The organism is Sphingomonas trueperi (genome assembly GCF_040545965.1).
GTDB classification, from domain to species: domain Bacteria; phylum Pseudomonadota; class Alphaproteobacteria; order Sphingomonadales; family Sphingomonadaceae; genus Sphingomonas; species Sphingomonas trueperi_C.
This window is the reverse complement of record NZ_JBEPMV010000002.1, coordinates 429,339-453,314: the sequence shown is the minus strand read 5'-3', so window position 1 is coordinate 453,314 and position 23,976 is coordinate 429,339. Positions and strand designations below refer to the sequence as shown.

At 67.7% G+C, this 23,976-nt stretch carries 20 protein-coding genes; 13 read left to right on the top strand and 7 right to left on the bottom strand.

Going from position 1 to position 23,976, the window contains the following annotated elements; translation table 11 throughout:
- Nucleotides 1-88: 88 nt before the first annotated feature.
- The 3 genes from ABIC35_RS05970 to ABIC35_RS05960 all read left to right on the top strand — a co-directional run bounded on the left by ABIC35_RS05970 (nucleotide 89) and on the right by ABIC35_RS05960 (nucleotide 2,597).
- Complete coding sequence (locus ABIC35_RS05970; RefSeq protein ID WP_354278346.1) at nucleotides 89-976, top strand: GGDEF domain-containing protein; 888 nt, start codon at nucleotides 89-91, stop codon at nucleotides 974-976.
- Nucleotides 973-1,485: a GAF domain-containing protein gene (locus tag ABIC35_RS05965; RefSeq protein WP_121077517.1), complete on the top strand. Its 513-nt coding sequence runs from the start codon at nucleotides 973-975 to the stop codon at nucleotides 1,483-1,485. The genes ABIC35_RS05970 and ABIC35_RS05965 overlap by 4 nt, the downstream gene beginning before the upstream one ends.
- 92 nt (nucleotides 1,486-1,577) lie before the next feature.
- Nucleotides 1,578-2,597 (top strand): oxidoreductase, encoded by a 1,020-nt coding sequence (locus tag ABIC35_RS05960; protein WP_121077515.1) that lies wholly within the window; start codon nucleotides 1,578-1,580, stop codon nucleotides 2,595-2,597.
- Between the two features lie 45 nt (nucleotides 2,598-2,642).
- Here the strand turns inward: ABIC35_RS05960 and ABIC35_RS05955 are convergent, their stop codons facing one another.
- Together ABIC35_RS05955 and ABIC35_RS05950 are read right to left on the bottom strand one after the other, a co-directional pair.
- Nucleotides 2,643-4,862: a beta-glucosidase family protein gene (locus ABIC35_RS05955; RefSeq protein WP_121077513.1), complete on the bottom strand. Its 2,220-nt coding sequence runs from the start codon at nucleotides 4,860-4,862 to the stop codon at nucleotides 2,643-2,645.
- A 107-nt stretch (nucleotides 4,863-4,969) separates the two neighbouring features.
- Nucleotides 4,970-7,231, bottom strand: coding sequence for an FdhF/YdeP family oxidoreductase (locus tag ABIC35_RS05950; protein ID WP_121077511.1), 2,262 nt, complete (start codon nucleotides 7,229-7,231; stop codon nucleotides 4,970-4,972).
- Nucleotides 7,232-7,296: 65 nt separating this feature from the next.
- On the opposite strand from ABIC35_RS05950, the gene fdhD reads away from it, so the two are divergent.
- The 3 genes from fdhD to ABIC35_RS05935 all read left to right on the top strand — a co-directional run bounded on the left by fdhD (nucleotide 7,297) and on the right by ABIC35_RS05935 (nucleotide 10,247).
- Entirely contained in the window at nucleotides 7,297-8,046 is a 750-nt protein-coding gene (gene fdhD / locus ABIC35_RS05945) for a formate dehydrogenase accessory sulfurtransferase FdhD (protein WP_121077509.1), read from the top strand.
- Complete coding sequence (mobA, locus tag ABIC35_RS05940; RefSeq protein WP_121077507.1) at nucleotides 8,043-8,573, top strand: molybdenum cofactor guanylyltransferase; 531 nt, start codon at nucleotides 8,043-8,045, stop codon at nucleotides 8,571-8,573. Before fdhD ends, mobA begins: the two co-directional genes overlap by 4 nt.
- 72 nt (nucleotides 8,574-8,645) lie before the next feature.
- Nucleotides 8,646-10,247 (top strand): response regulator, encoded by a 1,602-nt coding sequence (locus ABIC35_RS05935; protein ID WP_121077505.1) that lies wholly within the window; start codon nucleotides 8,646-8,648, stop codon nucleotides 10,245-10,247.
- A gap of 6 nt (nucleotides 10,248-10,253) precedes the next feature.
- Here ABIC35_RS05935 and ABIC35_RS05930 read toward each other — a convergent pair whose 3' ends face one another.
- On the bottom strand, nucleotides 10,254-12,305 hold the full coding sequence (locus tag ABIC35_RS05930; RefSeq protein ID WP_121077503.1) for an NAD(+) synthase: 2,052 nt from the start codon (nucleotides 12,303-12,305) through the stop codon (nucleotides 10,254-10,256).
- Between the two features lie 107 nt (nucleotides 12,306-12,412).
- A complete protein-coding gene (locus tag ABIC35_RS05925; protein WP_354278345.1) occupies nucleotides 12,413-13,075 on the bottom strand; it encodes a murein L,D-transpeptidase catalytic domain family protein in 663 nt (220 codons plus the stop codon).
- A 319-nt stretch (nucleotides 13,076-13,394) separates the two neighbouring features.
- Between ABIC35_RS05925 and ABIC35_RS05920 the strand changes: the two genes are divergently transcribed.
- From ABIC35_RS05920 to mtnA, 4 genes are read left to right on the top strand one after another with little or no spacing between them, the layout of a single operon-like run.
- On the top strand, nucleotides 13,395-14,021 hold the full coding sequence (locus ABIC35_RS05920) for a methylthioribulose 1-phosphate dehydratase (protein ID WP_121077499.1): 627 nt from the start codon (nucleotides 13,395-13,397) through the stop codon (nucleotides 14,019-14,021).
- Nucleotides 14,009-14,566, top strand: a complete 558-nt coding sequence (locus ABIC35_RS05915; RefSeq protein WP_220667354.1) for a cupin domain-containing protein — start codon at nucleotides 14,009-14,011, stop codon at nucleotides 14,564-14,566. Before ABIC35_RS05920 ends, ABIC35_RS05915 begins: the two co-directional genes overlap by 13 nt.
- 23 nt (nucleotides 14,567-14,589) lie before the next feature.
- Nucleotides 14,590-15,222 (top strand): acireductone synthase, encoded by a 633-nt coding sequence (gene mtnC, locus ABIC35_RS05910; protein WP_121077497.1) that lies wholly within the window; start codon nucleotides 14,590-14,592, stop codon nucleotides 15,220-15,222.
- Entirely contained in the window at nucleotides 15,219-16,265 is a 1,047-nt protein-coding gene (gene mtnA, locus ABIC35_RS05905) for an S-methyl-5-thioribose-1-phosphate isomerase (protein ID WP_121077494.1), read from the top strand. The genes mtnC and mtnA overlap by 4 nt, the downstream gene beginning before the upstream one ends.
- A 4-nt stretch (nucleotides 16,266-16,269) precedes the next feature.
- Here the strand turns inward: mtnA and ABIC35_RS05900 are convergent, their stop codons facing one another.
- Nucleotides 16,270-17,424: an aminotransferase gene (locus ABIC35_RS05900; protein ID WP_121077492.1), complete on the bottom strand. Its 1,155-nt coding sequence runs from the start codon at nucleotides 17,422-17,424 to the stop codon at nucleotides 16,270-16,272.
- A gap of 99 nt (nucleotides 17,425-17,523) precedes the next feature.
- Between ABIC35_RS05900 and ABIC35_RS05895 the strand changes: the two genes are divergently transcribed.
- From ABIC35_RS05895 to ABIC35_RS05885, 3 genes are all read left to right on the top strand, one after another.
- Nucleotides 17,524-17,757 (top strand): hypothetical protein, encoded by a 234-nt coding sequence (locus ABIC35_RS05895; RefSeq protein WP_121079433.1) that lies wholly within the window; start codon nucleotides 17,524-17,526, stop codon nucleotides 17,755-17,757.
- A 512-nt stretch (nucleotides 17,758-18,269) separates the two neighbouring features.
- Nucleotides 18,270-20,117, top strand: a complete 1,848-nt coding sequence (locus tag ABIC35_RS05890) for a methyl-accepting chemotaxis protein (RefSeq protein WP_436286772.1) — start codon at nucleotides 18,270-18,272, stop codon at nucleotides 20,115-20,117.
- A 105-nt stretch (nucleotides 20,118-20,222) separates the two neighbouring features.
- A complete protein-coding gene (locus ABIC35_RS05885) occupies nucleotides 20,223-21,266 on the top strand; it encodes a DUF2332 domain-containing protein (protein WP_354278344.1) in 1,044 nt (347 codons plus the stop codon).
- On the opposite strand, the gene pncB is transcribed toward ABIC35_RS05885, so the two are convergent.
- Both pncB and ABIC35_RS05875 read right to left on the bottom strand, forming a co-directional pair.
- Nucleotides 21,263-22,567, bottom strand: coding sequence for a nicotinate phosphoribosyltransferase (gene pncB, locus ABIC35_RS05880; protein ID WP_121077488.1), 1,305 nt, complete (start codon nucleotides 22,565-22,567; stop codon nucleotides 21,263-21,265). The two genes, ABIC35_RS05885 and pncB, sit on opposite strands and share 4 nt — an antisense overlap.
- Before the next feature lie 10 nt (nucleotides 22,568-22,577).
- A complete protein-coding gene (locus tag ABIC35_RS05875) occupies nucleotides 22,578-23,975 on the bottom strand; it encodes an efflux transporter outer membrane subunit (RefSeq protein WP_121077486.1) in 1,398 nt (465 codons plus the stop codon).
- Nucleotide 23,976: the final 1 nt, after the last annotated feature.

The window sequence follows — 23,976 nt, the reverse complement described above, 5'->3', positions numbered from 1 at the left end:
AGCCATTGGGCCGTAAAGGGGTATCCACGCCGTGGGGGAGTTGGATCGCGTGAAGGCACCACCGCCGCAGTCGGCCTTGATCAGGGCGATGATGCGCAGTTTTCGTTGGACGATGCGGCTGAGCCGCCTGCAGGCCTGGGTTGCGGTCTGTACGGCAATGGTCGTCACGATTTTCGCCGACTGGGCAACGGGGCCGATGGTCTCGATGACGATCGGCTATCTGTTCGTCGATATCCTCGCGGCATGGACGTTGCGCGAGCGCGCCGGCATCATCGTCGTGCTGTTCTCGATCGGGCTCGGATCGGCGTTGAACGGCTTCGGTGCGATTCCTGCCGCCGACCTACACGCGCTTTCCGCCTCGGTGGTGGTCTGGAACACGGTGACGCGCGTCGCTGGCGCAATCATGATCGTGCTGATGGTGGCCACGCTGCGCCACACCATCGATGGCGAACTGTGGCGCGCCTCCACAGACTATCTCACCCGCTCGCTCAACGGCGGCGCGTTTCGCAGCCAGCTGGAGCGGGTGGCGCAGATCGGCCGCCGTCGGGGCTCGACCCTGTTGCTGCTCTACATGGATCTCGATGGCTTCAAGGCCGTCAATGATCGCCATGGCCACGCCGCGGGCGACCAAGTCTTGCGCCGCTTCGCCGACGAAGCGCGCGCGCGGATGCGGCCGGACGATCTGTTCGCCCGGCTCGGCGGCGACGAGTTCTGCGCCTTCCTCGCGATCGAGCGTGGTGTGGCGCCCGAGCAGGTTGCCGAGAGCCTGCATGCGCGGCTCAGCGAGGCGCTGCGCTCGACCGGCCATGCGGTCACCTGCAGCATGGGCGCGGTGGTGATCGAGGCAGGCGCGGCGAGGGATACCGAGCGGATGATCGGATTGGCGGACGAGGCGATGCTGGAAGTGAAGCGCAACGGCAAGAACGCGATCCGCATCGCGTTCGACGAACCCGGCACCGTGCGGCGGGCGGCATGACGCTCCACTTCTTCTCCGCCGCCTTCCGGCCCGAGGACGAGTCGCGCCGCCAGGGCGCGGTCGACAGCCTGCGCGCCGTATCGCCGAGCGATCCCGTATTGCACGAGCTGCTCGGCGAAGTCTGCATGGTGCTGCGGACGCCGATCGCGATGGTGACAGTGACCGACGGCGATGTGCAGCGGATGATCAGTGCGGTCGGGATCGAGCCGGTCGCGCTGCCGCGTTCGATCGCCTTTTGCTCGCATACCATCGGGGCGCCGGACGGGCTGCTCAGCGTCCCCGATCTCCACGCCGATCCGCGCTTCCGGGCCAACCCGCTGGTCGCGGGCGGCCCGTGCGTGCGCTATTATACCGGCGCGGTCGTGCGCAGCGGGCCGTTCCCCATCGGCGCGGTGTGCGGACTAGACCGGCGACCCCATGGGCCGGCCTCGTTCCGGCAGCGCGCGCAGCTGCGCAAGCTGGCCGACGCGGTTGCCGAGCACATCGGGGCTGCACCGCGGACCTGCTGAGCGGACTGGTTTTTCCGGGGGACTGCCGCGGCTTGCTTGGAATGGCGGGGCGTTGCGGCTAGGCCGCAGCCTCACGGCAACGGGAGAACGCCATGATCCGCACCGGCCTTATCGGCTTCGGCCTAGGCGGTACCGCCTTCCACGCACCGCTGATCGACGCGGTCGACGGGCTCGAACTGGCGGCCGTCGGCACGTCGCGATCGGAGGCTGTCGCGAAAGCCTATCCGGGGGTGCCGGCCGTCCGCCCCGAAGCGCTGATCGCCGATCCTGCGATCGATCTGGTGGTGGTCTCGACGCCAAATGCCACGCATTTCGCGCTCGCTCGGGCGGCGCTGGAGGCGGGCAAGCACGTCGTGATCGACAAACCGCTGACGCCGACTGCCGCCGAGGCCGAGGCGCTGATCGCGCTGGCCGAGGCGCAGGACAGATTGCTGGTGCCGTTCCACAACCGCCGCTGGGACAGCGATTTCCTCGCGGTGCAGGCGCTCGTGGCGAGCGACCGGCTGGGCGAGATCCTGCTGTTCGAGGCGCATTGGGACCGCTTCCGTCCCGAATTGTCGCAGGCCTGGAAGGAAGTTGAAGGCGGCGGGCAATTGCTCGACCTGGGGCCGCACATGCTCGACCAGGCGCTGGTGCTGTTCGGCATGCCGGAGGCGGTGCAGGGTGACGTCGCCCGGCAGCGCGGCAACAGCCCGGTCGACGATTATTTCACCGTGACGCTGTTCTACGGGACGCGCCGGGTGGTGCTGGCGAGCTCGCGGATGATCGCGGCGGCGCGGCCGCGCTTCGCGCTCCACGGTCGCGGCGGCAGCTTCGTGAAATACGGGCTCGATCCGCAGGAGGCGGCGATGCGCGCCGGCGGCTCGGTGCGCGATCCGGGGCATGGGCTGGAAGATCCGGCCCAGTACGGCGTGCTGACGTTGCCCGACGGATCGACCGAGACGATTGCGTCCGAGCACGGGGACTATCGGCGCTTCTATGCCGGCGTGGCGGCGGCGATCCGCGAGGGCGCCGCGCCGCCGGTCGCGGCGAAGGATGCGCTTGCCGGGCTTCAGCTGATCGAACTTGCCCGCCAGAGCGCCGACGAGGGACGGCGTATCGCCATCGGCTGAACGGATGGCCCCGCGCGCCGTTCATGACGTGCGGGGCCAAGCCGATCAGGGGTGCCAGCTCACCGGCAGGGTGCGCGCGGGCACGGTGACGGTCGTGGTGGCGACGATGTCCTCCGCCGACTGGCCGAGCAGCACCTTGTAGCTGCCCCCGGCGATCTTCCACTGGTGCGCCGCGCCGTCGAACACCGCCAGCAGGCGCGGATCGACCGTGACCGAGACGGTCCTGGAGGCGCCCGGCGCCAGCGACACCTTCTGGAACGCGCCCAGCCGCTTCGGTGCTTCCCAGCCTGCGCCCGAGACATAGACCTGCGCCACGTCGGCGCCGGCGCGGGTGCCGGTGTTGCGGAGCGTGAAGCTCACCGTCACCTGGCCCTTGGGCGCGGTGGCCTTCAGGCCCGAATAGGCGAAGCGGGTGTAGGACAGGCCGTGGCCGAACGCGAATTGCGGCTTGTCGCCCTTCGCGTCGTACCATTTGTAGCCGACTGCGGCGCCTTCGGCGTAGCGGGTCTCGCCCTCGTTCGGCACGCTCGGCTTCGGCAGCTGCGAGACGCTGCGCGGGAAGCTGGTGGGCAGGTGGCCCGAGGGGTTCACCTTGCCGGTCAGCACATTGGCGATCGCTTCGCCGCCCGCGGTGCCGGGATACCAGGCCTCGAGGATCGCGGCGGTCTTGTCGGCCCAGGGGGTGAGCACCGGCCCGCCGGTCTCCAGCACCACCACCGTCTTGGCGTTGGCGCCCGCGACCGCCTCGATCAGCGTGTCCTGGTTATCGGTCAGCCCCAGCGAGACGTCGAAGGACTCGCCGGCCCACTGCGTTGCGAACACGAGAGCGACATCGGCCTGCTTGGCAGCAGCAGCCGCCGCCGCGGCATCGGTGCCGTCGACATAGCGGATCTCAGCACCCGGCAGCTGGCGGCGCAGCGCCTCCAGCGGCGAGGACGGGTGGTACATCACCGGACCCGGCCAGATCTTCGGCTCGAGCCCAGGCACGGCATTGCCGCCGACCGGATAGACCAGCGACGAGCCGCCGCCGGCCAGCACGCCCTTGTCGGCATGGCCGCCGATCACGACGATGCGCTTGGCGCTGCCCACCAGCGGCAGCACATCGCCCTTGTTCTGGAGGAGCACGATACCGGCTTCGGCATCGGCGCGGGTCACGTCGGCATGCGCGGAGAGCATCGCCGGCGCGAGATCGAGCGGGGCGGACGTGATCGGGTGATCGAACAGGCCGTGCGCGAACATCGAGCGGAGGATGCGGTGCGCCATCTCGTCGAGGCGCGCCTTGCTCACCTCGCCCTTGGCGATCGCGGCCTTGAGCGGCTCGCGGAAATAGGGCTGCTCGTCGAACGGCCAGCCCGATTCCTGCTCCAGGCCGGCATTGGCGGCGGCGACGGTGGTGTGGGTGGCACCCCAATCCGACATAACGAAGCCCTTCCAGCCCCAGTCGCGGCGCAGCACGTCGGTCAGCAGCCAGGGCTGTTCGCACGCCCACAGTCCGTCGACCTTGTTGTAGCTGCACATCACCGATCCCGGATCGGACTTCTCGATCGCGAAGTTGAAGGCGAGCAGGTCGCTCATCCGCGCGGCGGTGCGATCGAGTACCGCGTTCATCTGGTTGCGGTCGGTCTCCTGGTCGTTGATCGCATAATGCTTCACGGTGGAGATGATGTGGTTCGACTGGATGCCGGCGATCTGCGCGCCGACGATCGTCCCGGCGAGCAGCGGATCCTCACCGCCATATTCGAAGTTGCGGCCGTTGCGCGGCTCGCGCAGCAGGTTCACGCCGCCGGCGAGCATCACGTTGAAGCCCGAGGCGCGCGCCTCCGCGCCGATCATCGCGCCGCCCTTGAAGGCAAGCGCCGGATCCCAGGTCGCGGCGGTGGCGATGCCCGAGGGGAGCGAGGTGCGGCCGCGCTTGCGCTCGGCGCCGCCTTGGGTCGCGACGCCGACGCCGGCATCGGTCTGCCACTGCGCCGGGATGCTCAGGCGCGGAATGCCGGGGATATAGCCCGCGGAGCCCGGACGCGCCTCGGCCGGCGTCTTGAAGTTCTTCGGCGCAAAGTCGGTGCCGAACAGGCCGAAGACCAGGGTAAGCTTCTCGTCCTCGGTCATCTGCGCGAGGATCGCCTTGGCGCGGGCGTCGGGCGAGAGCTTCGCGTTGGTCCAGGGGCGCGAGGCCTGCTGCTGGGCCACAGCGGGGGCCGTAAAGGCGGTGGTGGCGGCAAGCGCCAGCAGCGGGGCTGCCAGCTTCAGGGTGTGTCGTTTCATGTCGTCCTTCCTCTCCTCCCGGATCGTTTGTCAACGTTGTCCGCTGCCTAGCATAAGAACGGCCGCCGACAAGAGCCGGCGGCCGTCTTTGCGGCGTGCGCGGTATATCAGGCGCGGATGCGCACCGGCACCGATTTCGCCGCGGGCGTCTTCGAAGCATCGTCGTGATGGCGGAGCGCGATCAGCGGGTTGAGCTCGGGATAATAGCCCGCGACGCAGCCCTCGGGCAGGTTGAAGGGCAGCACCTCCAGCCCCTCGACCACGCGGTCGACGCCGTCCGAATCGTCGCCGACCAGCGCCACGCGCTGGCCTTCCTTCAGCCCGGCGCGCGCCATCTCCTTGGGGCTGATCAGCAGCACGTCGCGCTTGCCTTCGATGCCGCGCAGGCGGTCCGAATAGCCATAAACGGTGGTGTTGAACTGATCGTTCGAGCGGAGCGTCATCAGCCGGTACACGCCGTCCTCGTCCGCGAAGCCCGCCGCATTGAGGTGCTCCGGCACGGTGAACTCCGCTTTGCCGCTCTTGGTCTTCCAGTCGCGGTCGCGGGCGCTGTTGCCCTTGAAGAAGCCGCCGGGCGTGAACAGCCGCTGGTTGAAGTCCTTGAACTTGTCCGGATAGGTCTTCTCGATCGCATCGCGGACCAGCGCATAGTCATTCGCCCAGGCGTCCCACGGCACGTTGGGATTGGGATCGAGTGTCGCTTCGGCGATGCCGGCGACGATCGCCAGCTCGGGCTGGAGGTGCGGGCTCGCCGGCTTTGCCTCGCCGATCGAGCCGTGGATGCAGCTGAGGCTGTCCTCCATCGTCACCACCTGCGGGCTGCCGTCGCGCACGTCACGCTCGGAACGGACCAGCGTGGGCAGCAGATAGGCGGTCTCGCCGCAGAACAGATGGCCGCGATTGAGCTTGGTGGCGATCTGGACGGTGAGGCCCATGCCTGTCCAGGCCTTCTCCATCACCCGGTGATCGGGAATGGCGCGAAGGAAGTTACCGCCCAGGCCAAGGAATGCGTTGATCTCCCCCTTGGCGATCGCTTCGCAGGCGGTCACCGTGGTGTGGCCCTCGTCGCGCGGCGGCTGGAAGCTGTACTGCTCCGAAAGCTGGTCGAGCGGCACCAGCTCCGGCTTCTCCGAAATGCCGACGGTGCGTTGACCCTGGACGTTGGAATGCCCGCGCACCGGCGAGACGCCCGCGCCGAGGCGGCCGATATTCCCGCGCAGCAGCATCAGGTTCACCACACCGGCGACATTGTCATAGCCGCCGACATGCTGGGTAAGGCCCATGCCCCAGATGCCGATCGCACTTTCGGCCTGGATATAGACCTCGGCGGCCTCGATCAGGTCGGCACGGGGCAGGCCGGTCTCCGCCTCGATCGTCTCCCAGCTCGTGCTGCGGACCTTCTCGGCAAAGGCTTCGAAGCCATGGGTATGCTCGGCGATGAAGGCGCGATCGAGCACGCCGCCGCGGCGGTCTTCCTCGGCCAGCACATGCTTGGCGATGCCCAGCATTGCGGAGATGTCACTGCCCGGCTTCAGCTGATAATATTGGTTCGAAATCTTGGTCTTGCCGCCGGTGACCATCTGGATGCTCTGCGGATCGCGGAACTCCAGCAGGCCCTTTTCGCGGATCGGGTTGAATGTCACGATCTTGGCGCCGCGCTTGCGGGCCGCGGTCAGCGTGTGGATGAAGCGCGGGCTGTTGGTGCCGGTGTTCTGGCCGAAGAAGAAGATCGCATCGCAATGCTCGAAATCCTCAAGCACGCAGGTGCCGACCGGCGCCCCGATCGTCGACTTGAGCGCGACCGAGGTGGTCTCGTGGCACATGTTCGAGCTGTCGGGCAGGTTGTTGTGGCCATACAGCCGCGCGAACAGCGCCCAGGCATAGCTGGTCTCCAAGCTGGCCTTGCCCGAAGCATAGAAGATCGTGCTCTTGGGATCATAGCCGCGCAGCTTCTTGCCGATCGCCTGATAGGCCTCTTCCCAGGTGCAGGGGAGATATTTGTCGGTGGCGCGGTCGTAGCGCATCGGGTTGGTCAGGCGGCCGGCCTGTTCGAGGTCATAATCGCTCCAGCCGCGCAGCTCGGTGAGGGTGTGCTGCGCGAAGAACTCGGGCGTCGCGCGGCGGGTGGTGAGGTCCCACAGCGTCGCCTTGGCGCCGTTCTCGCAGAATTCGAACATGTGCGGCTTGGCCGGCTTAGTCCAGGCGCAGGAGGTGCACATCATGCCGCCGGGTTTGTTCTGGCGGGCGAGCGTCTTCAGCGCGTCCTTGCTCGGACGCTCGGCGCCGGCGACCAGCGCCATGCCGCGCATCGAGCCCCAGCCGCCCTCCGCGCCCGAATAATGAATTGTTCCGTCTTTCGCCCGGGCCATCGCCACGCTCCTTGCAACCTGTCTTTTCCCTATACCGCTCGGAGACGCCCGCCTATCCTGAACCCATGGATATGTGGTTTGATCGCGTGACGCCCGACGGGTCGGAGACCCGGCTCCAACGCAGCTTGATCCCCGAAGTGCCCGTCGCGATCGAAATCAACGGCCTGGGCTATGCTGTGATGATGGCTACGCCCACCGACCTCGAGGATTTCGCCACCGGCTTCGTCGCGGCCGAGCGGCTGGGTACGGCCGTGGAGGTGGAAAGCCACCAGGCCGAACAGGGCGTGGTGCTGCGCGTGACGCTCGCCGATCCCTCGGCGGTGATCGAGCGCGTCCGGCATCGGACCACCGATTCGAGTTGCGGGCTCTGCGGGATCGACAATCTCGAAGCCGCCCTGCGCCCGCTGCCGAAAATCGCAGCGGAAAGCACGGCATCGGCGGCGGCGATCTTCCGCGCAGCCGAGGCCCTGCGCGATCATCAGCCGCTCAACCGCGAGACAGGCGCTGCCCACGCCGCCGCGCTTTGTTCGGCGGAGGGCGAGATCCGGCTGGTCCGCGAGGATGTCGGCCGGCACAATGCCTTCGACAAGCTGGTCGGCGCGATGGCGCGTCAGGGGCTGGGCTGGGACGGGGGCTTCGCGTTGATCAGCGCGCGCTGCTCGTTCGAGCTGGTCGAGAAGGCGGTGCTGGCGGGCTGCCCGCTGCTGGCGGCAATCTCCGCACCGACCGCGTTGGCTGCGGAGCGCGCCCGCGCGGTGGGGTTGCGGCTCGCCGCGCTGGTGCGGCCGGATGCCATGCTGCGGCTCGTGCCATGAAGCCGCTGGGTGCGATCCTGGCGGGCGGCCAGGCACGGCGCTTCGGATCGGACAAGGCGCTGGCGGCGCTCGACGGGCGTGCGCTGATCGACCATGTCGCCGCTGCACTAGCTCCCCATTGCGACGGCGTGATCCCGTGCGGGCGTGCGGGCGAGGGGGGGGTGCCCGATCGCCCGGCTGCGGGTCTGGGGCCGCTAGGGGGACTCAACGCGGCACTCCACGAAGCTGTCGAGCGCGGTGCGGCGCGGGTGCTCGTCGCGCCTTGCGACACGCCGCTGCTGCCGACGACACTGCTGGAAGCGCTGGTGGCGCACGATGGGTCTTGCTTCGTCGCGCAGTTGCCGGTGCTCGGCATCTGGGATGCCGCGCTCGCGCCCATGTGCGACGCCTATATCGCATCCGGCGCACGCACCTCGATGAAGGCCTGGGCCGCGCATGCGCGCGCGGGGGAAATCGATTGGGGGGCACCCATTCCGAACATCAACTCCTGCGACGATCTTTCGAACGTCACCGGGTTTTTTCCTTAGTTCCGCTTCGCATTCGCATGCGCTACGTCGTGCGCAATTTTCTGTCGGCGACGGCCGGCGGCAGGGGGATGGATGGAAAGCGTGTTCGCAGCCTTCTGGAGCGGCAACTACTCGCCCCACGGCTATTGCCTGTCGTGGCAGCCGCTGTTGCTGTGGACGCACATCGTCGCCGACACGCTGATAGCGCTGTCATATTTCTCAATCCCGATTGCGCTGGTGGCGCTGGTGCGGAGCCGCAAGGATCTGGCGTTCGGCTGGGTGTTCTGGAGCTTCGCACTCTTCATCCTTGCGTGCGGCATGACGCATGTGATGGGCGTGGTCACCTTGTTCAGCCCCCTTTATGGGCTGGAGGCGCTGATCAAGCTGGTAACGGCAGCGGCGTCGGTAACCACCGCGATCCTGCTCTGGCCGCTGCTGCCAACGCTAACCAAGCTTCCCTCCTCGGAAAAGCTCAAGGAGGCCAATGCCCAGCTCGCGGCAATGGTCGAGCAGCGCGATGCCGCGCTCGCCGAGCTGAAGAGCGAAGTCGCGCAGCGCGAGAATGTCGAGGCGGCGCTGCTCCAGGCGCAGAAGCTGGAGGCGGTGGGCCAGCTTACCGGCGGTATCGCGCATGATTTCAACAATCTGCTGCAGGCGATCGCCGGCAACCTCGAACTGATTTCCCGCAAGCCCGACGATGCCGATCGCGTGATCCGCTGGACCTCGAGCGCGCTCGACGCGGTGGAGCGCGGTCGTCAGCTGACCGGGCAGTTGCTTGCCTTCTCCAGCAAGCAGCGGCTGGACGTGAAGTCGGTGCGGCTGGCCGAGCTGGTCGGCGGCATGGCCGGGCTGGTCGAGCGCGCCGTGGCGCCGCTCGGGCGCGTACGGATCGAGCGGATCGATCCCGTGTGGAACGTGCAGACGGACGCGCTCCAGCTCGAACTCGCGGTGCTCAATCTTGCCTTCAACGCGCGCGACGCGATGCCGGAGGGCGGCGTGCTGACGATCTCGGCCGAGTTGCGCAGCGGCAAGGTCGCGCCTGACCTGCCAGCGGGTGACTATATCGCGCTTCATATCGCCGATACCGGCATGGGCATGCCGCCCGAGGTGGTGGCGCGCGCGGTGGAGCCGTTCTTCTCGACCAAGGGCGTCGGGAAGGGCACGGGCATGGGACTGTCGATGGCGTTTGGTGTGATGCGCCAGTCCGGCGGCACGCTGTTAATTGACAGCGCATTGGGGCAGGGCACTACCGTGACGTTGCTGCTGCCGCTTGCGACGGTCGAGCCGCGCCGCGACGTGCAGGACGACGCTGCCCGGGACGAGCGCATCAGCCTGGCGGGCATGACGATCGCGCTGGTTGACGACGACGCGCATGTTCGCGCTTCGCTTGCCGAGATGCTGCGATCTGCGGGTGCGGTGGTCGAGGAGGCGGCGGACGGCGCGGCCGGCGTCGCGCTGGTGCAGAGCCGGTCCTTCGGCGCGCTGGTGGTCGATTTCGCGATGCCGGAGCTTAGCGGCAGCGAAGTGGCCACCCAGGTCGCTGCCAGCGATCCGCAGCTGCCGGTGATCCTGATCACCGGCTTCGCAGACTCGAACAAGCTCGACGCGATCGCCTCGCCCAATGTCACCATCCTGCGCAAGCCGTTCGATTCGCACGAATTGCTGCGCAAAATCCGCGCGGTCGCCCGCGGCTGAGACCGCTCAGGGCAGGGCGGCGCGGAGTTCCTCGATCCAGGCGGTTGCGACGCTGTCGGAGGGCGCGCGCCAGTCGCCGCGTGGGCTGAGAGCGGCGGCACCCGAGACCTTCGGCCCATTGGGCAGCGCCGAGCGCTTGAACTGGCTGATCTGGAAGAAGCGGAACAGGAAGGTCTCCAGCCACTTTGCGATCGTCGCCAGGTCGTAGCTGTTGCGCCCTTCCGCCGGGAAGCCGATCGGCCACAGGCCCGCTTCGGCATCCTTCCAGGCGTGCCAGGCGAGGAACGCGACCTTTGAAGGCTTGAGCCCGAAGCGTGCGATATGGTGCAGGAAGAAGTCGTGCAGCTCGTAGGGACCGATGCGGTCCTGCGTGCTCTGCATCTTGCCGTCGGCGTCGGCGGGGACAAGCTCGGGCGAGATCTCGGTGTCGAGGATCGAGAGCAGCACCGTCGCCGCCTCGCCGTCGAACTGGCCGCTCTCGACGCTCCAGCGGATCAGATACTGGATCAGCGTCTTGGGCACGCCGGCATTGACGCCGTAATGGCTCATCTGGTCGCCGACGCCATAGGTCGACCAGCCCAGCGCCAGTTCGGACAAGTCGCCGGTGCCGAGCACGAAGCCGCTGTTGCGGTTGGCGAGGCGGAACAGATAGTCGGTGCGCAGGCCCGCCTGAACGTTCTCGAAGGTGACGTCATAGACCGGCTCGCCCTGCGCGAAGGGATGGCCGATGTCCGCCAGCATCTGCCGCGCGGTAGGGCGGATGTCGATCTCCGCGGCGGTGATCCCGATCGCGCGCATCAGCGCCCAGGCATTGGACTTGGTGCCCTCGCTCGTCGCGAAGCCCGGCATGGTATAGCCTAGAATGTCGGTGCGCGGGCGCCTCAGCCGATCCATCGCCTTGGCGGCGACGATCAGCGCATGCGTGGAGTCCAGGCCACCCGAAATGCCGATGATCAGCGCCTTGCTCTTGGTCGAGGCGAGCCGCTGGCGCAGGCCCTCCACCTGGATGTTGAACGCCTCGTAGCAATCCTCTTCCAGCGCCGCGGGCGTGTTGGGCACAAAGGGGAAACGGCGGGTCGGGCGGAGCAGGCCGCGATCGGCGAAATCGCGCTGGTGCGCGAAGCCGATGCGGCGGAAGCGGGTTTCGGGCATGCCGGCATTGCGGGCATTGTCGTTGAAGGTGCCGTCGCGCATCCGTTCGAGCCGCAGCCGCTCGAGGTCGAGATCGGCATAGGTGATCGCATCGGCTAACTCGAAGCGCTGCGAGGCCGCGAGCTTCTCGCCGAACTCGTAGATCAGCCCCTGGCCGTCCCAGGCGAGATCGGTGGTGCTCTCGCCCGGGCCCGAGGCCGAGTAGAGATAGGCGGAGATCGTCCGCGAGCTCTGCGACGCGCAGAGCAGCTCGCGTTCGCGGCCCTTGCCGATCACGATGTTCGAGGCGGAGAGGTTGCACAGCACCAGCGCGCCGGCCATCGCGCCTTCGGTGGAAGGGGGCTGGGGCGCCCAGTAATCCTCGCAAATCTCGATATGGAAGACGAAGTCGGCCAGGTCTTCCGCCGCGAACAGCAGGTCGGGGCCGAACGGTACGGTCTGGCCGGCGACGCTGATCTCCAGGTCGCGCAGTCCCGAGCCCGAGGCGAACCAGCGCTTCTCATAATATTCGCGGTAGTTGGGCAGGTAGGTCTTGGGCACCACGCCGAGGATGCGCCCGCGTGCGATGGCGACCGCGCAATTGTAGAGCCGCCCGTTCCGCGCCAGCGCGGCGCCGACCAGCAGCACCGGCTTCAAGTTGCGGCTCGCCTCGACGATCTCGGCGATGCCGGCCTCGGTGGAGGCGAGGATCGTGTCCTGCAGATGCAGGTCGTCGATCGCATAGCTGGTGACGTTGAGCTCGGGGAAGACGAGGATGTCCGCGCCAGCCGCGTCACCCGCTTGCGCCAGCGCGATGGTCGCGCGGGCATTGGCGGCGGGATCGGCAACGGTGCCGACGGGCGTGCAGACGCCCGCGCGGATCATGCCGTGGCGGTGGAGCGCGAAGAACGGATGCAGATCGGCCATGCGTGTGTCCTATGCCGGGGACCATGGCCTGCCAACCCCGCGGCGGCGGGATGTATCCGGGGGAGGATGTTTAAGCGCCTCCTCCCAGGGGGAGGCGCTTAGAGAAGTTACGCCTTGGTCGCGTAGATCAGGCGGCCGGGCCCGAGCCGCTCGAACACCTTGGCCAGCTGGCGCTCGCCGACCGCGAAGCAGCCCTGGCTGCGGCCGAGCTTGCCGTGCTTCGAAACCATGTCGGGGTTCGCGTACCAGGCCGAGTGGACGACGATCGCACGCGCCAGCGCGTTGTTGTTGGTCGGGTCGAGCCCGATCAGCCGCTGCGAATCCCCGTGCTTGCCGACATAATAATCGGCGGTGAGGAATGCGCCCTCGCAGGTCGCCTCGGAATTGATCTGGTTGGAGAAGCGCTGGAGCACCCCGGTATGGCCGGGATCGGAACCGATGCCGTGCGCCACCAGCAGCGGCTCGACTTCGCCGGTGCCCATGTTGACCAGGAAGAAGCGGGGCTGCGACGACGGCAGCGAGAAGTCGGCGACCGCGATGCGATCATGCGTGTCGACATGCATCGAGTGCCGGTCGAGAGCGGCGGTTGCGCGCTTGAACAGCTCGGGACGGATGCCGGCGGGAACGATCCGCGCCTGGGCGGCCACCTTGGGCGCGGGATTCAGCGAGGCGACCGGCGCCGGCTGGATGCGCGGCGGCGGCGGAGCGGCCGCCAGCGTAGTCCCGATGGTGCGCGATGCGCAGGCCGAAACCGCTGCACCGCTCGCCATTACCAGCGCCGATTTGAGCAAAGCCCGACGTGTTTGTACCGAAGCGTTAGAATCCATGATCTTTGTTCTGCGCCCGCAAATTTCTGTCATGCCCGGGAAACCGTATAGCAGAAGCATCGTTAACGGTGGTTCCGGTAATGCCCGTTAGTGGCGCGTTTCGGCGCACCTGCTGCCCGGTTCACCGAGGTGTCATGCCGTTTTGACACGGCAGTCGTCCAGCTTTGGCCGAATCGCACCGCATCGCACTGGCATCGTTGATCTGTTCGCAAAGTCAAAAATTCTGTGTCGCGCGGCGGCTGCGAAGCGCTAGAGGCGCGGCATGACCATGTCCTATGAACAGGCCGTCGCTGCGCTGATCGAGGCCGGCAAGCGGCTGGACGCGCGCGGCTGGGCACCGGCGACCTCGGGCAACTACTCGGCCCGGCTCGACGACGGCAGCATCGCGCTGACCGTCTCCGGCCGCCACAAGGGGCGGCTGACCAGCGACGGCCTCATGCGCGTGGACCTGGAGGGCCAGCCGCTCACGAGCGGCAAGCCCTCGGCCGAAACCGAGCTGCATCTGGCGATCTACCGGCTGTTTCCAGAAGCGGGCGCGGTGCTGCACGGCCATTCGCCGCAAGCAGTGGGGCTTAGCCGCGCGACCGATGCCGATGCTGTCGTCCTTGCGGGGCACGAGATGCTCAAGGCCTATCCCGGGCACACCACCCACGAGGCCGAGGTGCAGCTGCCGATCGTGGAGAACAGCCAGGACATGGCGGTGATCGAGGCGGCGATCCGCCCGGCGCTGCTGGCGCCCGGCGCCATTCCGGCGTATCTCATTCGCAGCCATGGGCTCTATGCCTGGGGCAAGGACGTGGACGAGGCCGAACGCGTGCTGGAGGCGACCGAATGGATGATCGCCGCCGAGCTCGCCGAGGCCAGCTTCAGACGGGCATGGGCACGATGAGCCGACTTCGTATCTTTTCCGAAAGTGATGCAGCGCCGCTGCTCGACACGCAGGATCCGATGACCATCGCCGAGGAACTGGCGATCCGCGGCGTGCGCTTCGAGCGCTGGCCGTCGCGTGCGATCGCGGCCGATGCCGACCAGAACGCGGTGCTCGCCGCTTTTGCGCCCGAGGTCGAGCGACTCAAGGGCGAGCAGGGCTATCGCTCGGTCGACGTGATCCGGATGGTGCCCGACCATCCCGAAAAGGATACGCTTCGCACGAAGTTCCTGTCCGAGCATCGCCACGCCGAGGACGAAGTGCGCTTCTTCGTGGAAGGTGAGGGGCTCTTCACACTCCATCTGAACGATCGGGTCTATGCGGTTCTCTGCACGGAGGGCGACCTGATCTCGGTCCCCGCGGGGACGGCGCACTGGTTCGACATGGGGCCAAGCCCGCGCTTCACCGCGATCCGGCTGTTCACCAATGCGGATGGCTGGATCGCCCACTTCACCGGTGACGCGATCGCCGACCGTTTCCCGCGCCACGAGCCCATCGCCGCCTGACCCGCGGCGCAGCGAGTACCTCCATGACCCAGACCAAGGCCGTCCTGCTCGACATCGAGGGGACCACGAGCAGTATCGCCTTCGTGGCGGACGTGCTTTTTCCCTACGCTGCCAGGCATTTGGCGGCCTATGTCGAGGCGCATTCTGAAGATGTTGCTTCCATCCTCGCCGAGGTGCCGGGCGAGGATAAGGTGGCGACCCTGCTCGAGTGGATTGCCGAGGATCGCAAGGCCACGCCGCTCAAGACGCTCCAGGGGCTGATCTGGGCGCAAGGCTATGCCGATGGCACGCTCCAGGGACATGTTTATCCGGACACGCCCGAGGCGCTGCACCGCTGGTACACCGCCGGAGTGGCGATCTACATCTACTCCTCGGGGTCGATCGCGGCGCAAAAGCTGATCTTCGGCCATTCGATCGCCGGTGATCTCACGCCGATGCTCTCCGGCTATTTCGACACCAGCACCGGGCCCAAGCGCGAGGTTGAGAGCTATGCCAAGATTGCGGCCGCAATTGGCTTTGAACCAAAGGAAATCCTGTTTGTCTCGGACATGCAGCCCGAGGTCGATGCGGCGCGTGCGGCAGGCCTCGGCGCGCTGCTGATCGATCGCGCCGGCGGCCCTGCCGACATTCACTCGCTCGCGGAGATTCGCCTGTGATCCTCGAAGGCAAGCACACCCGCTCGATCGCGCGCACCGCGGACGGGAAGGGCGTTCGTATTCTCGACCAGCGGCAGCTCCCCTGGGAAATTCGCTGGGTCGAGCTGCGCGACCTCGATGCCGCCGCCGTGGCGATCCGCGAGATGTGGACACGCGGCGCGCCGATGATCGGCGCGACTGCGGCCTATGGGCTCGCCATGGCGCTCGCGGTGGATGCCAGCGACCCCGGGCTCGATGCCGCCTATGCGACCCTGGTCGAGACGCGGCCCACCGCGATCAACTTGCGCTGGGCGCTCGACCAGGTGCGGGCGGAGGTGCAGGGATTGCCGCAGGCCGAACGCGCCGCCGCCGCATATGCGCGTGCCGACGCGATCTGCGACGAGGATGCGGAGCTCTGCCGCGCGATCGGCGAGCATGGGCTGGACCTGCTCCGCGACCTCCACGCCCAGCACCCGGATCGGCCGCTCAACATCCTCACCCATTGCAACGCCGGGTGGTTGGCGACGGTGGACTATGGCACCGCGACGGCGCCGATCTATCTCGCGCACGATGCTAGCATCCCGGTGCATGTCTGGGTAGACGAGACCCGTCCGCGCAACCAGGGGGCGCTGCTCACCGCCTTCGAGCTGCGCAACCACGGCGTGCCGCACACGGTGGTCGCGGACAATGCCGGCGGGCTGCTGATGATGCAGGGGCAGGTTGATGCGGTAATTGTCGGCACCGACCGGGTGACGGCCAATGGCGACGTTTGCAACAAGATCGGCACCTATCTAAAGGCGCTCGCCGCGCACGACAATGGCGTGCCCTTCTACGTCGCGCTGCCCTACACGACCTTCGACCCGGCGACCGCCAGCGGTGCCGACATCCCGATCGAGGCGCGCTCGCCCGAGGAAGTGACGCGGCTGACCGGGCCGGACGAGGCGGGCCGGATCGCGACGATCCGCGTCACCGACTCCCCGGCGCTCAACCCCGCCTTCGACGTTACCCCGGCGCGGCTGGTGACGGGCTATATCACCGAGCGCGGCGTGCTCGACCGGATCTGAGGCTTCAGCCGAGTGCCGTGCGCCATGCCTTCACCTGCGCGAGTGCCTCGTCCAGCACCGCATCTTCCTTGACGAAGCAGAAGCGGACGACATTGGTCACCGGGTCCTCGGCGTAGAAGGCCGAGACCGGGATCGTCGCGACCTTGGCCTCGTCGACCAGGCGTTCGCTGAAGGTGACGTCGTCCATCGCAAGTCCGGAGGCGGTGAGGTCGACCGAGAGGAAATAGGTGGCGGCACTCGGCAGCACCGCGAAGCCGGCGTTGCGCAGGCCGCTAGCCAGCCGATCGCGCCCGGCCTGGAAGCGATGGCGGGCGTCCTGTACCCAGCCGTCCTGCGTCGCCAGACCCTCGGCCACTGCCCATTGCAGGTTGGGCGGGGTGGTGAAGGTGAGGAACTGGTGCGCCTTCGCCAGCACCCGGGCGAGCGGCGGGGCGGCGCACATCCAGCCGACCTTGAAGCCGGTCAGCGCGAAGATCTTGCCCGCGCTGCCGATCTTCACCGTCCTCTCGCGCATGCCGGGGAAGCCGATCAGCGGCAGGTGGCGGCCGCCGTCGAAGGTGACATGCTCCCACACCTCGTCGCAGATCGCGGTGAGATCGTGCGCGACGCAGAAGTCGGCGAGCATCGCCAGATCCTCGGCGCTGGTCATCGTTGCCGCCGGATTGAGCGGGTTGTTTATCAGGATGAGCCGGGTTTTTGGCGTCACCGCAGCCTCCAGCGCCGCGCGCTCGATCCGCCATTCGGGCGGGCTGAGGCGGACGAAGCGCGGTACGCCGCCGGCGCGGCGGATCAGCGGTACATAGGCGTCGTAGAGCGGCTGGAAGCAGAGCACCTCGTCGCCGGGCTCGATCAGCGCGAAGAGTGCCGCGGCCAGCGCCTCGGTCGCTCCCGAGGTGACGATCACTTCCTCGACGGCGAGGTTGAGTGCCTGGTGGCGGGCATAGTGATCCGCCACCGCCTGGCGCAGTTCGGGCAGCCCCGCCATCGGCGGATATTGGTTGGACTTCTCCAGCACCGCACGGGCGGCGGCCTCGAGCACCGCCTCTGGCCCGCGGCCGTCCGCAAAGCCCTGGCCGAGGTTGATCGCGCCGTTCGCGCGGGCGCGGGCGGACATCGCTTCGAAGATGGTGGTGCCCATCGAGGAATAGATCGGGTTCATCGCAGACCGCTATGGCGGAGTGCGGTTGCGCCTTGCAAGCCGGGGCGGAACCGCCGCATGAAGAAGGCGGTTGATGACCGCGTGTGTCGAAGGAAGATGATGAGCAAGAAACCGCCTGTGCCCGCCGAATCGCAGTCGCCCTATCCCAAGGCCGAAGCGCCGCACGCCGGGGAAGGGGAGGCGCTCGCCGTCGCCAAGGAAATGGCCGAGGCGGCCAAGCGCCGCACGCCCAGCTCGCGTCAGATCGGCATGGGCGCCGCGATCGGCGTCGGCTCTGCCGCGATCGTAGCGGGGCTGCTCTACTGGAAGGGTGGTCGCAAGGAGCGCAAGTAACGCCAACTGTGGCGTGCGGCCGGGCGCAGCGACGTCGCGCGTCCGCCGCCTTGCCTGTCCCAACTATCCACGGGCCTGCACGCAATCTGCGGGACTCCGTACTATAACGTAGACACCGCTGCGCGATCCCGGCCTATCCGGAGCATCCGACCCGGTAAGCGGCCTCTGCACGCTGGATCCGAATTTCTCCGGAGTGCCTTACGCGCTTCTACGGGGCATTGTTTATGCGCCCGGTGACCGATCGGTAAGAGATCGTTCCTATAATGCGATAAACCACAGACCGGGAACGGGGTTGGGAATGCGCGTGCAGGTTCGGTTTCTAGCCATTGCTGGTACCTCGGTCGCCTATGCGGCCGCGGGCTGCCCGGCGTTGGCGCCAGGCGCCGACTGCGCGTGACCACGCCCGTTCTCTCCATTTCGGCGATCGGCTCGGCCCTAGCGCAGGCCGCGATCGACATCAGCATGTTCGGGCGCGCCAAAAACTATCGGAAAGACCAGAAATGATTGCATCGATGAAAATTCCGAGGAAGCTCGCACTTTCGTTCCTGCTGATCTGCGCATCGGCAGCGATCGTGATGATCGTGTTCTTCATGAACATCTCGATGATCCGTTCGGTCACCGACCAGAACAATCTCAGCCAGCAGATCCATTCGAAGACGCTGACGCTGGAAACGGCGCTGCTGCGCCAGAACAGCCAGCTGCGCGGCTTTCTCGTCACCGCCGATCCCACCTATCTGAAGTCGTACGACGAAGGTCGCAGCGAATATGACGAGACGTCGGCCGAGCTCGAGAAGCTGCTCACCGATCCGGCGTTGCTCGACGCGCTGCGCAAGTCGCGCGCAGAGACGCTGTCGTGGCGCGAGAAGTGGGGCGACCGCCTCATCGCCGAAGTGAAGGCCGGCAAGCGCGAAGAAGCTCAGGCTGAAGTTCGCGGCGCCGGCAAGGCCGTGCTGGTCTCGGCCGCGGTGCTGCCGCTGCGCTCGATCAAGGACGCTCAGGCCGAAGCGATCGAGAAGAACGGTGCGCGCCAGGAAGGCGCCATCAGCACCGCGACCACCGTACTGATCATCGGCGCGATCGCGCTGATCGGCATCGCCATCGGTCTCGCGGTCACGCTCAGCAGCATCATCGCCCGCCCGATCAGCCAGCTGACCCGCACCATGGCGGATCTTGCCGCCGGCCGGAACCATGTGGAAGTGCCCGCGACCGCGCGTGGCGACGAACTGGGCGACATGGCCCGTGCGGTGCTCGTGTTCCGCGACGCCGCGCTCGCCAAGGAAGCGTCGGACGCCGCCAGCGCCAAGGCCGAGGCGACACAGAAGATGGTCGTCGAGACTGTCTCGTCGCACCTCGCCGAACTGGCGCAGGGCAACCTGACCGCGCAAATCAACATCGAGTTCCCCGGCGAATACAGCGTGGTGAAGACCAACTTCAACAACGCCCTGTCGAGCCTCCGCGAGCTGATCGCGTCGGTGATCGAGGCGACCGCGTCGATCCGCACCGGCTCGAACGAGATCGCCCAGGCCAGCGAGGATCTCGCCCGCCGCACCGAAGCCAACGCCGCCAGCCTGGAAGAGACGGCCGCCGCCGTCACCCAGATGGACCAGCGCCTCAAGGCCACTGCCGCCGCCGCCGGTCGCACGGTGGAGCGCGCCGACGGCACCATGTCTACGGTCGACAACGGCCGCAGCACCGCCGACGAGGCAGTGCAGGCGATGACCCGCGTGTCGGACAGCGCCAAGGGCATCGACAGCGTGATCGAAGGCCTCGACAAGATCGCGTTCCAGACTCGCGTTCTCGCGATGAACGCCGCCGTCGAAGCCGGTCGCGCGGGTGAAGCAGGCCGCGGCTTCGCGGTCGTCGCCGACCTTGTTTCGGCGCTGGCGATGCGTGCGGAAGAAGAAGCCGGCCGCGCCCGCGACCAGCTGACTGCGACGCAGAGCGACATCGTCACCGCGGTGCAGGCCGTGCAGCGCGTCGACGGTGCGCTGGCCGACATCTCCAGCGGCGTGGGCGAAGTCCACCAGCTGCTCGGCAACATGGCGTCGGACAACCATGCGCAGTCGAGTGCGGTCACCGAGATCAGCGCCGCGCTGGGCGAAATGGACCAGTCGACGCAGCAGAACGCCGCGATGGTGGAGGAAACCTCGGCCGCCGCGCGCAATCTGGCGAGCGAAGTCAGCGTGCTTTCCGAGCAGGCCAGCCGCTTCAAGGTGGGCAATGGCGCGGCCACGCAGATGGCAAGCTCGCGCGTTTCTCCCGGCCGGTTCAACGGCGGCAGCGTCAAGCCGCTGCCCGCGGCCGCCGTCTCGGCGCTCGTCCGCAGCAACGGCGCGGACGACGACTGGCAGAGCTTCTGATCGTCGGAAGCAGCTAAAGGCCCGGGTATGGCCGTTCGATCCGGTTGCGAATCGGACGGCCCCCGGCGACAAGATCCGACGCGGCTTCTGCCCGGGAAAATGGTAATGAACATGATCGCTCCCCGGACGGGTATTGCGGAGATCGTGCGCATGGCGCGGGTCGCCATCGAGCTTGGCTCGCCCTTCATCGGCGAAGTGCTGGCGGCAGGCCTGCGCCAGCTGGACCGCGGCCCCCACAGCCAAGCCCTGATCACGCATTGGGAAGGCGATCCCGCCTCGGCGGCACTCGCGATGCGCTTCAACGCCGCGCTCCACTTTCTCGCCCGACGCGGAAATCCGCCCGCGCTGGCCGCACTCTACCGTCACGAGCACGATGATTTCGACGGCGCGATCGGCGAGGCGCTGGCGCATGAGGACGATCTGATCGCCGGATTCCTGCGCCGCACGCCGCAGACCAACGAAGTCGGCCGTTCCGGCGCGATCGTTGCCGCGCTGATGCAGGTCCGCCATCGCTTCGGCTTGCCGTTCGAGATCCTGGAAATCGGTTCGAGCTGCGGCCTCAACCTCAATCTCGGCCGCTATGGCTTCGATCTCGGCGGCGCGCTCGCCGGGGACCGCCATTCGCCCGTGCAGGTCGCACCCGACTGGCACGGTCCCGCGCCGCAACCTGCGCCGCTGGAGGTCGTTTCGGCACGCGGCGTCGACCTCAACCCGCTCAGCGCCGCCGACCCGGCGACCTGCGAGCGGCTGATGGCCTATATCTTCGCCGACCAGCCGCTGCGGCTGCACCGGTTGGAAGAGGCGCTCGGCATGGCGCGCCGCCACCCGCCCGAGATCGAGAAGGGCGACGCGACCGAATGGCTTGCGCGTCAGCTGGCCGAGCCGCAGGCGGCGGGGGTCTGCCGCGTCGTCATGCACTCGATGGTGCTGCAGTACCTGCCGCCGCGCGACCGTGCCGCGGTGGTCGCGATGATCCGGGATGCCGGGCAATATGCCACGCCCGAGCGGCCGCTCGCCTGGGTCGGCTTCGAATGGACCGAGACGCGCAGCGAAGTGCGGCTGTCGCTCAGCTGGTTCCCGGGCGGGGAGGAACGCCGCGTGCTGGCGACGTGCCACCCCTATGGTAATTCTGTGGACTGGCGCGGCTAGACCTGGACCAGCTGCTCGGTACGTCCCGCGCTGCCGAACACCCTCAGGTAGCGTTCGATCTCGGCGGGGTCGCCGGTTGCCTTGGCCGGGTTGTCCGAGAGCTTGACCGCCGGGCGGCCGTTTGCCGCCACCACCTTGCAGACCAATGAGATCGGTTCCAGGCCGGCTTCGCCCTCGGGGTCGCAGCCGCGGAAATCGTTGGTGAGGTTGGTGCCCCAGCCGAAGCTCATCCGCACCCGCCCGTTGAAGTGACGATAGGTCGCCTCGATCGACTCCACGTCCATGCCGTCGGAAAAGATCAGCAACTTCTCGCGCGGATCGCGGCCATGTTCCTGCCACCAGCGGATGATCTGCTCGCCACCCGGGATCGGCGGCGCGCTGTCCGGACGAAAGCCGGTCCAATCGCCGACCCAATCGGGCGCGCGGGCGAGGAACGAGGTAGTACCGAACGCATCGGGCAGCGCGATCAGCAGGTTGCCGCCATAATGCGCGCGCCATTGTTCGAGCACGCGATAGGGTGCGTCGGCGAGGCTGGCGTCATCGGGGGACAGCGCGGCCTCGACCATCGGCAGCTCGTGCGCATTGGTGCCGATCGCCTCGAGGTCCGCGTCCATCGCCAGCAGCACGTTGGAGGTGCCGATGAAGCGGTGGCCGAGCCCTTCCTTGAGCGCCTCGACGCACCAGCGCTGCCACAGGAAGCCGTGGCGGCGGCGGGTGCCGAAGTCCGACAGCACGAGGTCGGGAAGGGCGCGCAGCCGCTCGACCTTGTCCCACAATTTGGCCTTGGCGCGGGCGTAGAGCACGTCGAGCGCGAACCTGTCGCGGCCGCGCATCGCCGCGCGCGAGCGGAGTTCGTTGACGATGGTCAGCGCCGGGATCTCCCACATGGTGGTATGGGTCCAGGGTCCGTGGAAATGGAGCACGAACTGGCCCTCGCGCCGCTCCAGTTCATATTCCGGTAGCTGGAACTCAGCGAGCCAGGCGATGAAGTCCGGCGCGAACATCTGGGTCTTGCCGTAGAAGCTGTTGCCGGCCAGCCAGATCAGCTCCTTCTTGGCGAAGCGCAGCGTGCGCGCATGATCGAGCTGCGCGCGCAGTTCGGCCTCGTCGATCACCTCGGCCAGCCGCACCGACTTGGTGCGGTTGATCAGCGAGAAAGTGACCTGCGTCTCGGGGTGGAGGCGCCGGATCATCTGCAGCATCAGCAGCTTGTAGAAATCGGTGTCGAGCAGACTGCGGACGATCGGGTCGAGCCGGAAATTATGGTTGTAGGTCCGGCTCGCGATATCGGTGAAGGTCATGGCGCCGCTCTTATTCCCAGCCGCCGCCAAGTGCGAGGAAGATTGCGATCTGGTCGTCGGGCAGTTTTGCCTGCGCCGTGGCATAGCTCGCCTCGGCCTGGGCGAGGCTGCTTTGTGCCTGGAGCAGCGCGAGGAAGTCGCTGCGGCCGAAGCGGAACAGCCGGCCAGCCTGGTCCGCGGCCGTCGCCGCGCTGTTGCGCGCCTGGCGGAGCGCCTCCGCCTGATCGCGGTCGCGGGCATAGGTCTCCAGCGCCGTCTCCGTGTCGCGCAGCGCGCTGAGCACGGTGGAGTCGAAGCGGGCGATGTCGGCATCGACCTGCGCGCCCGCCGCATCGATCCGCGCGCGGACGGCGGGGCGGTTGGGGAAGCTCCAGCTGATCAGCGGGCCGAGGCTGAACCCGAAGGAAGTGGGGCCGCCGGCGCGATTGACCAGGCCGCTCAGCCCGGCCGAGCCGGCAAGGTTTATCTGCGGGTAGAGGTCGGCGGTGGCGACGCCAATGCGAGCGGTGTCGCCGGCGATCACGCGTTCGGCCTGGCGGATGTCGGGACGGCGGCGGAGCATCGCTGCTCCGTCACCGACCGGCATCGGCCGGGGCAGGGCAGGGAGTGCGGCGCAGCTTTCCACATCGCGCGGATAATCGGCGGCTGGACGTCCGAGCAGCGCGGCGAGCGTGTAGAGCCCAGCGCGGCGCTGGGCGGCGAAGATCGGCAGATTGGCTTCGCTGGTTTGCACCGCCGCCTGCGCGCGGGTTACGTCGAAGGCGGTGCCGCGGCCTGCGCGCTGCAGCCGCTGGGTCGCGCCGAAGGTCTGACGCTGGAGGGCAACGATGCGCTGGGTGGCGGCCAGCCGGAAATTGGCCGCGCAGACATCGGCATAGGCACGGGCAGTCGCAGCCGCGACGCTGATCCGCACCGCATCGCGCGCCGCGGCGACCGCATCACGATCGGCAAGGCTCGCCTCGATCGCGCGCGCTATCTTTCCGCGCACGTCGAGCGGGTAACCAACCGCGATGCCGAGATTATAGCCAAGCGTGCCGGGCAAGGTTGTGCCGGTGCCGGAGGGACGGGCAAGCGTGGTGCCGCCGGAGAGGTCGGTGGTCAGCTGGCGCGAGGCCTCGGTCTGGCGGACCACCGCTTCGGCACGACGGAGATTGGCGTCGGCGGCGCGCAGGTCGGTATTGGCGGCGAGCGCCTGCTCGACCAGCGCGTCGAGCCGAGGATCGGCGTAGAGGCGCCACCAATGCTCGGGCAGCGGTTCGTCGGCGAACGCCTTGTCCTGCGCAGAGAGGAACTTGCCGGTGGCAGAGGGATCGTTGGCCGGTCCGGCGACCGGCGGGTGATAATCCGGCCCGGCGCGGGTGCAGCCGGCGACCAGCGCGAGCGCGGCGAGCAAAGGGAGGCGGCGCATG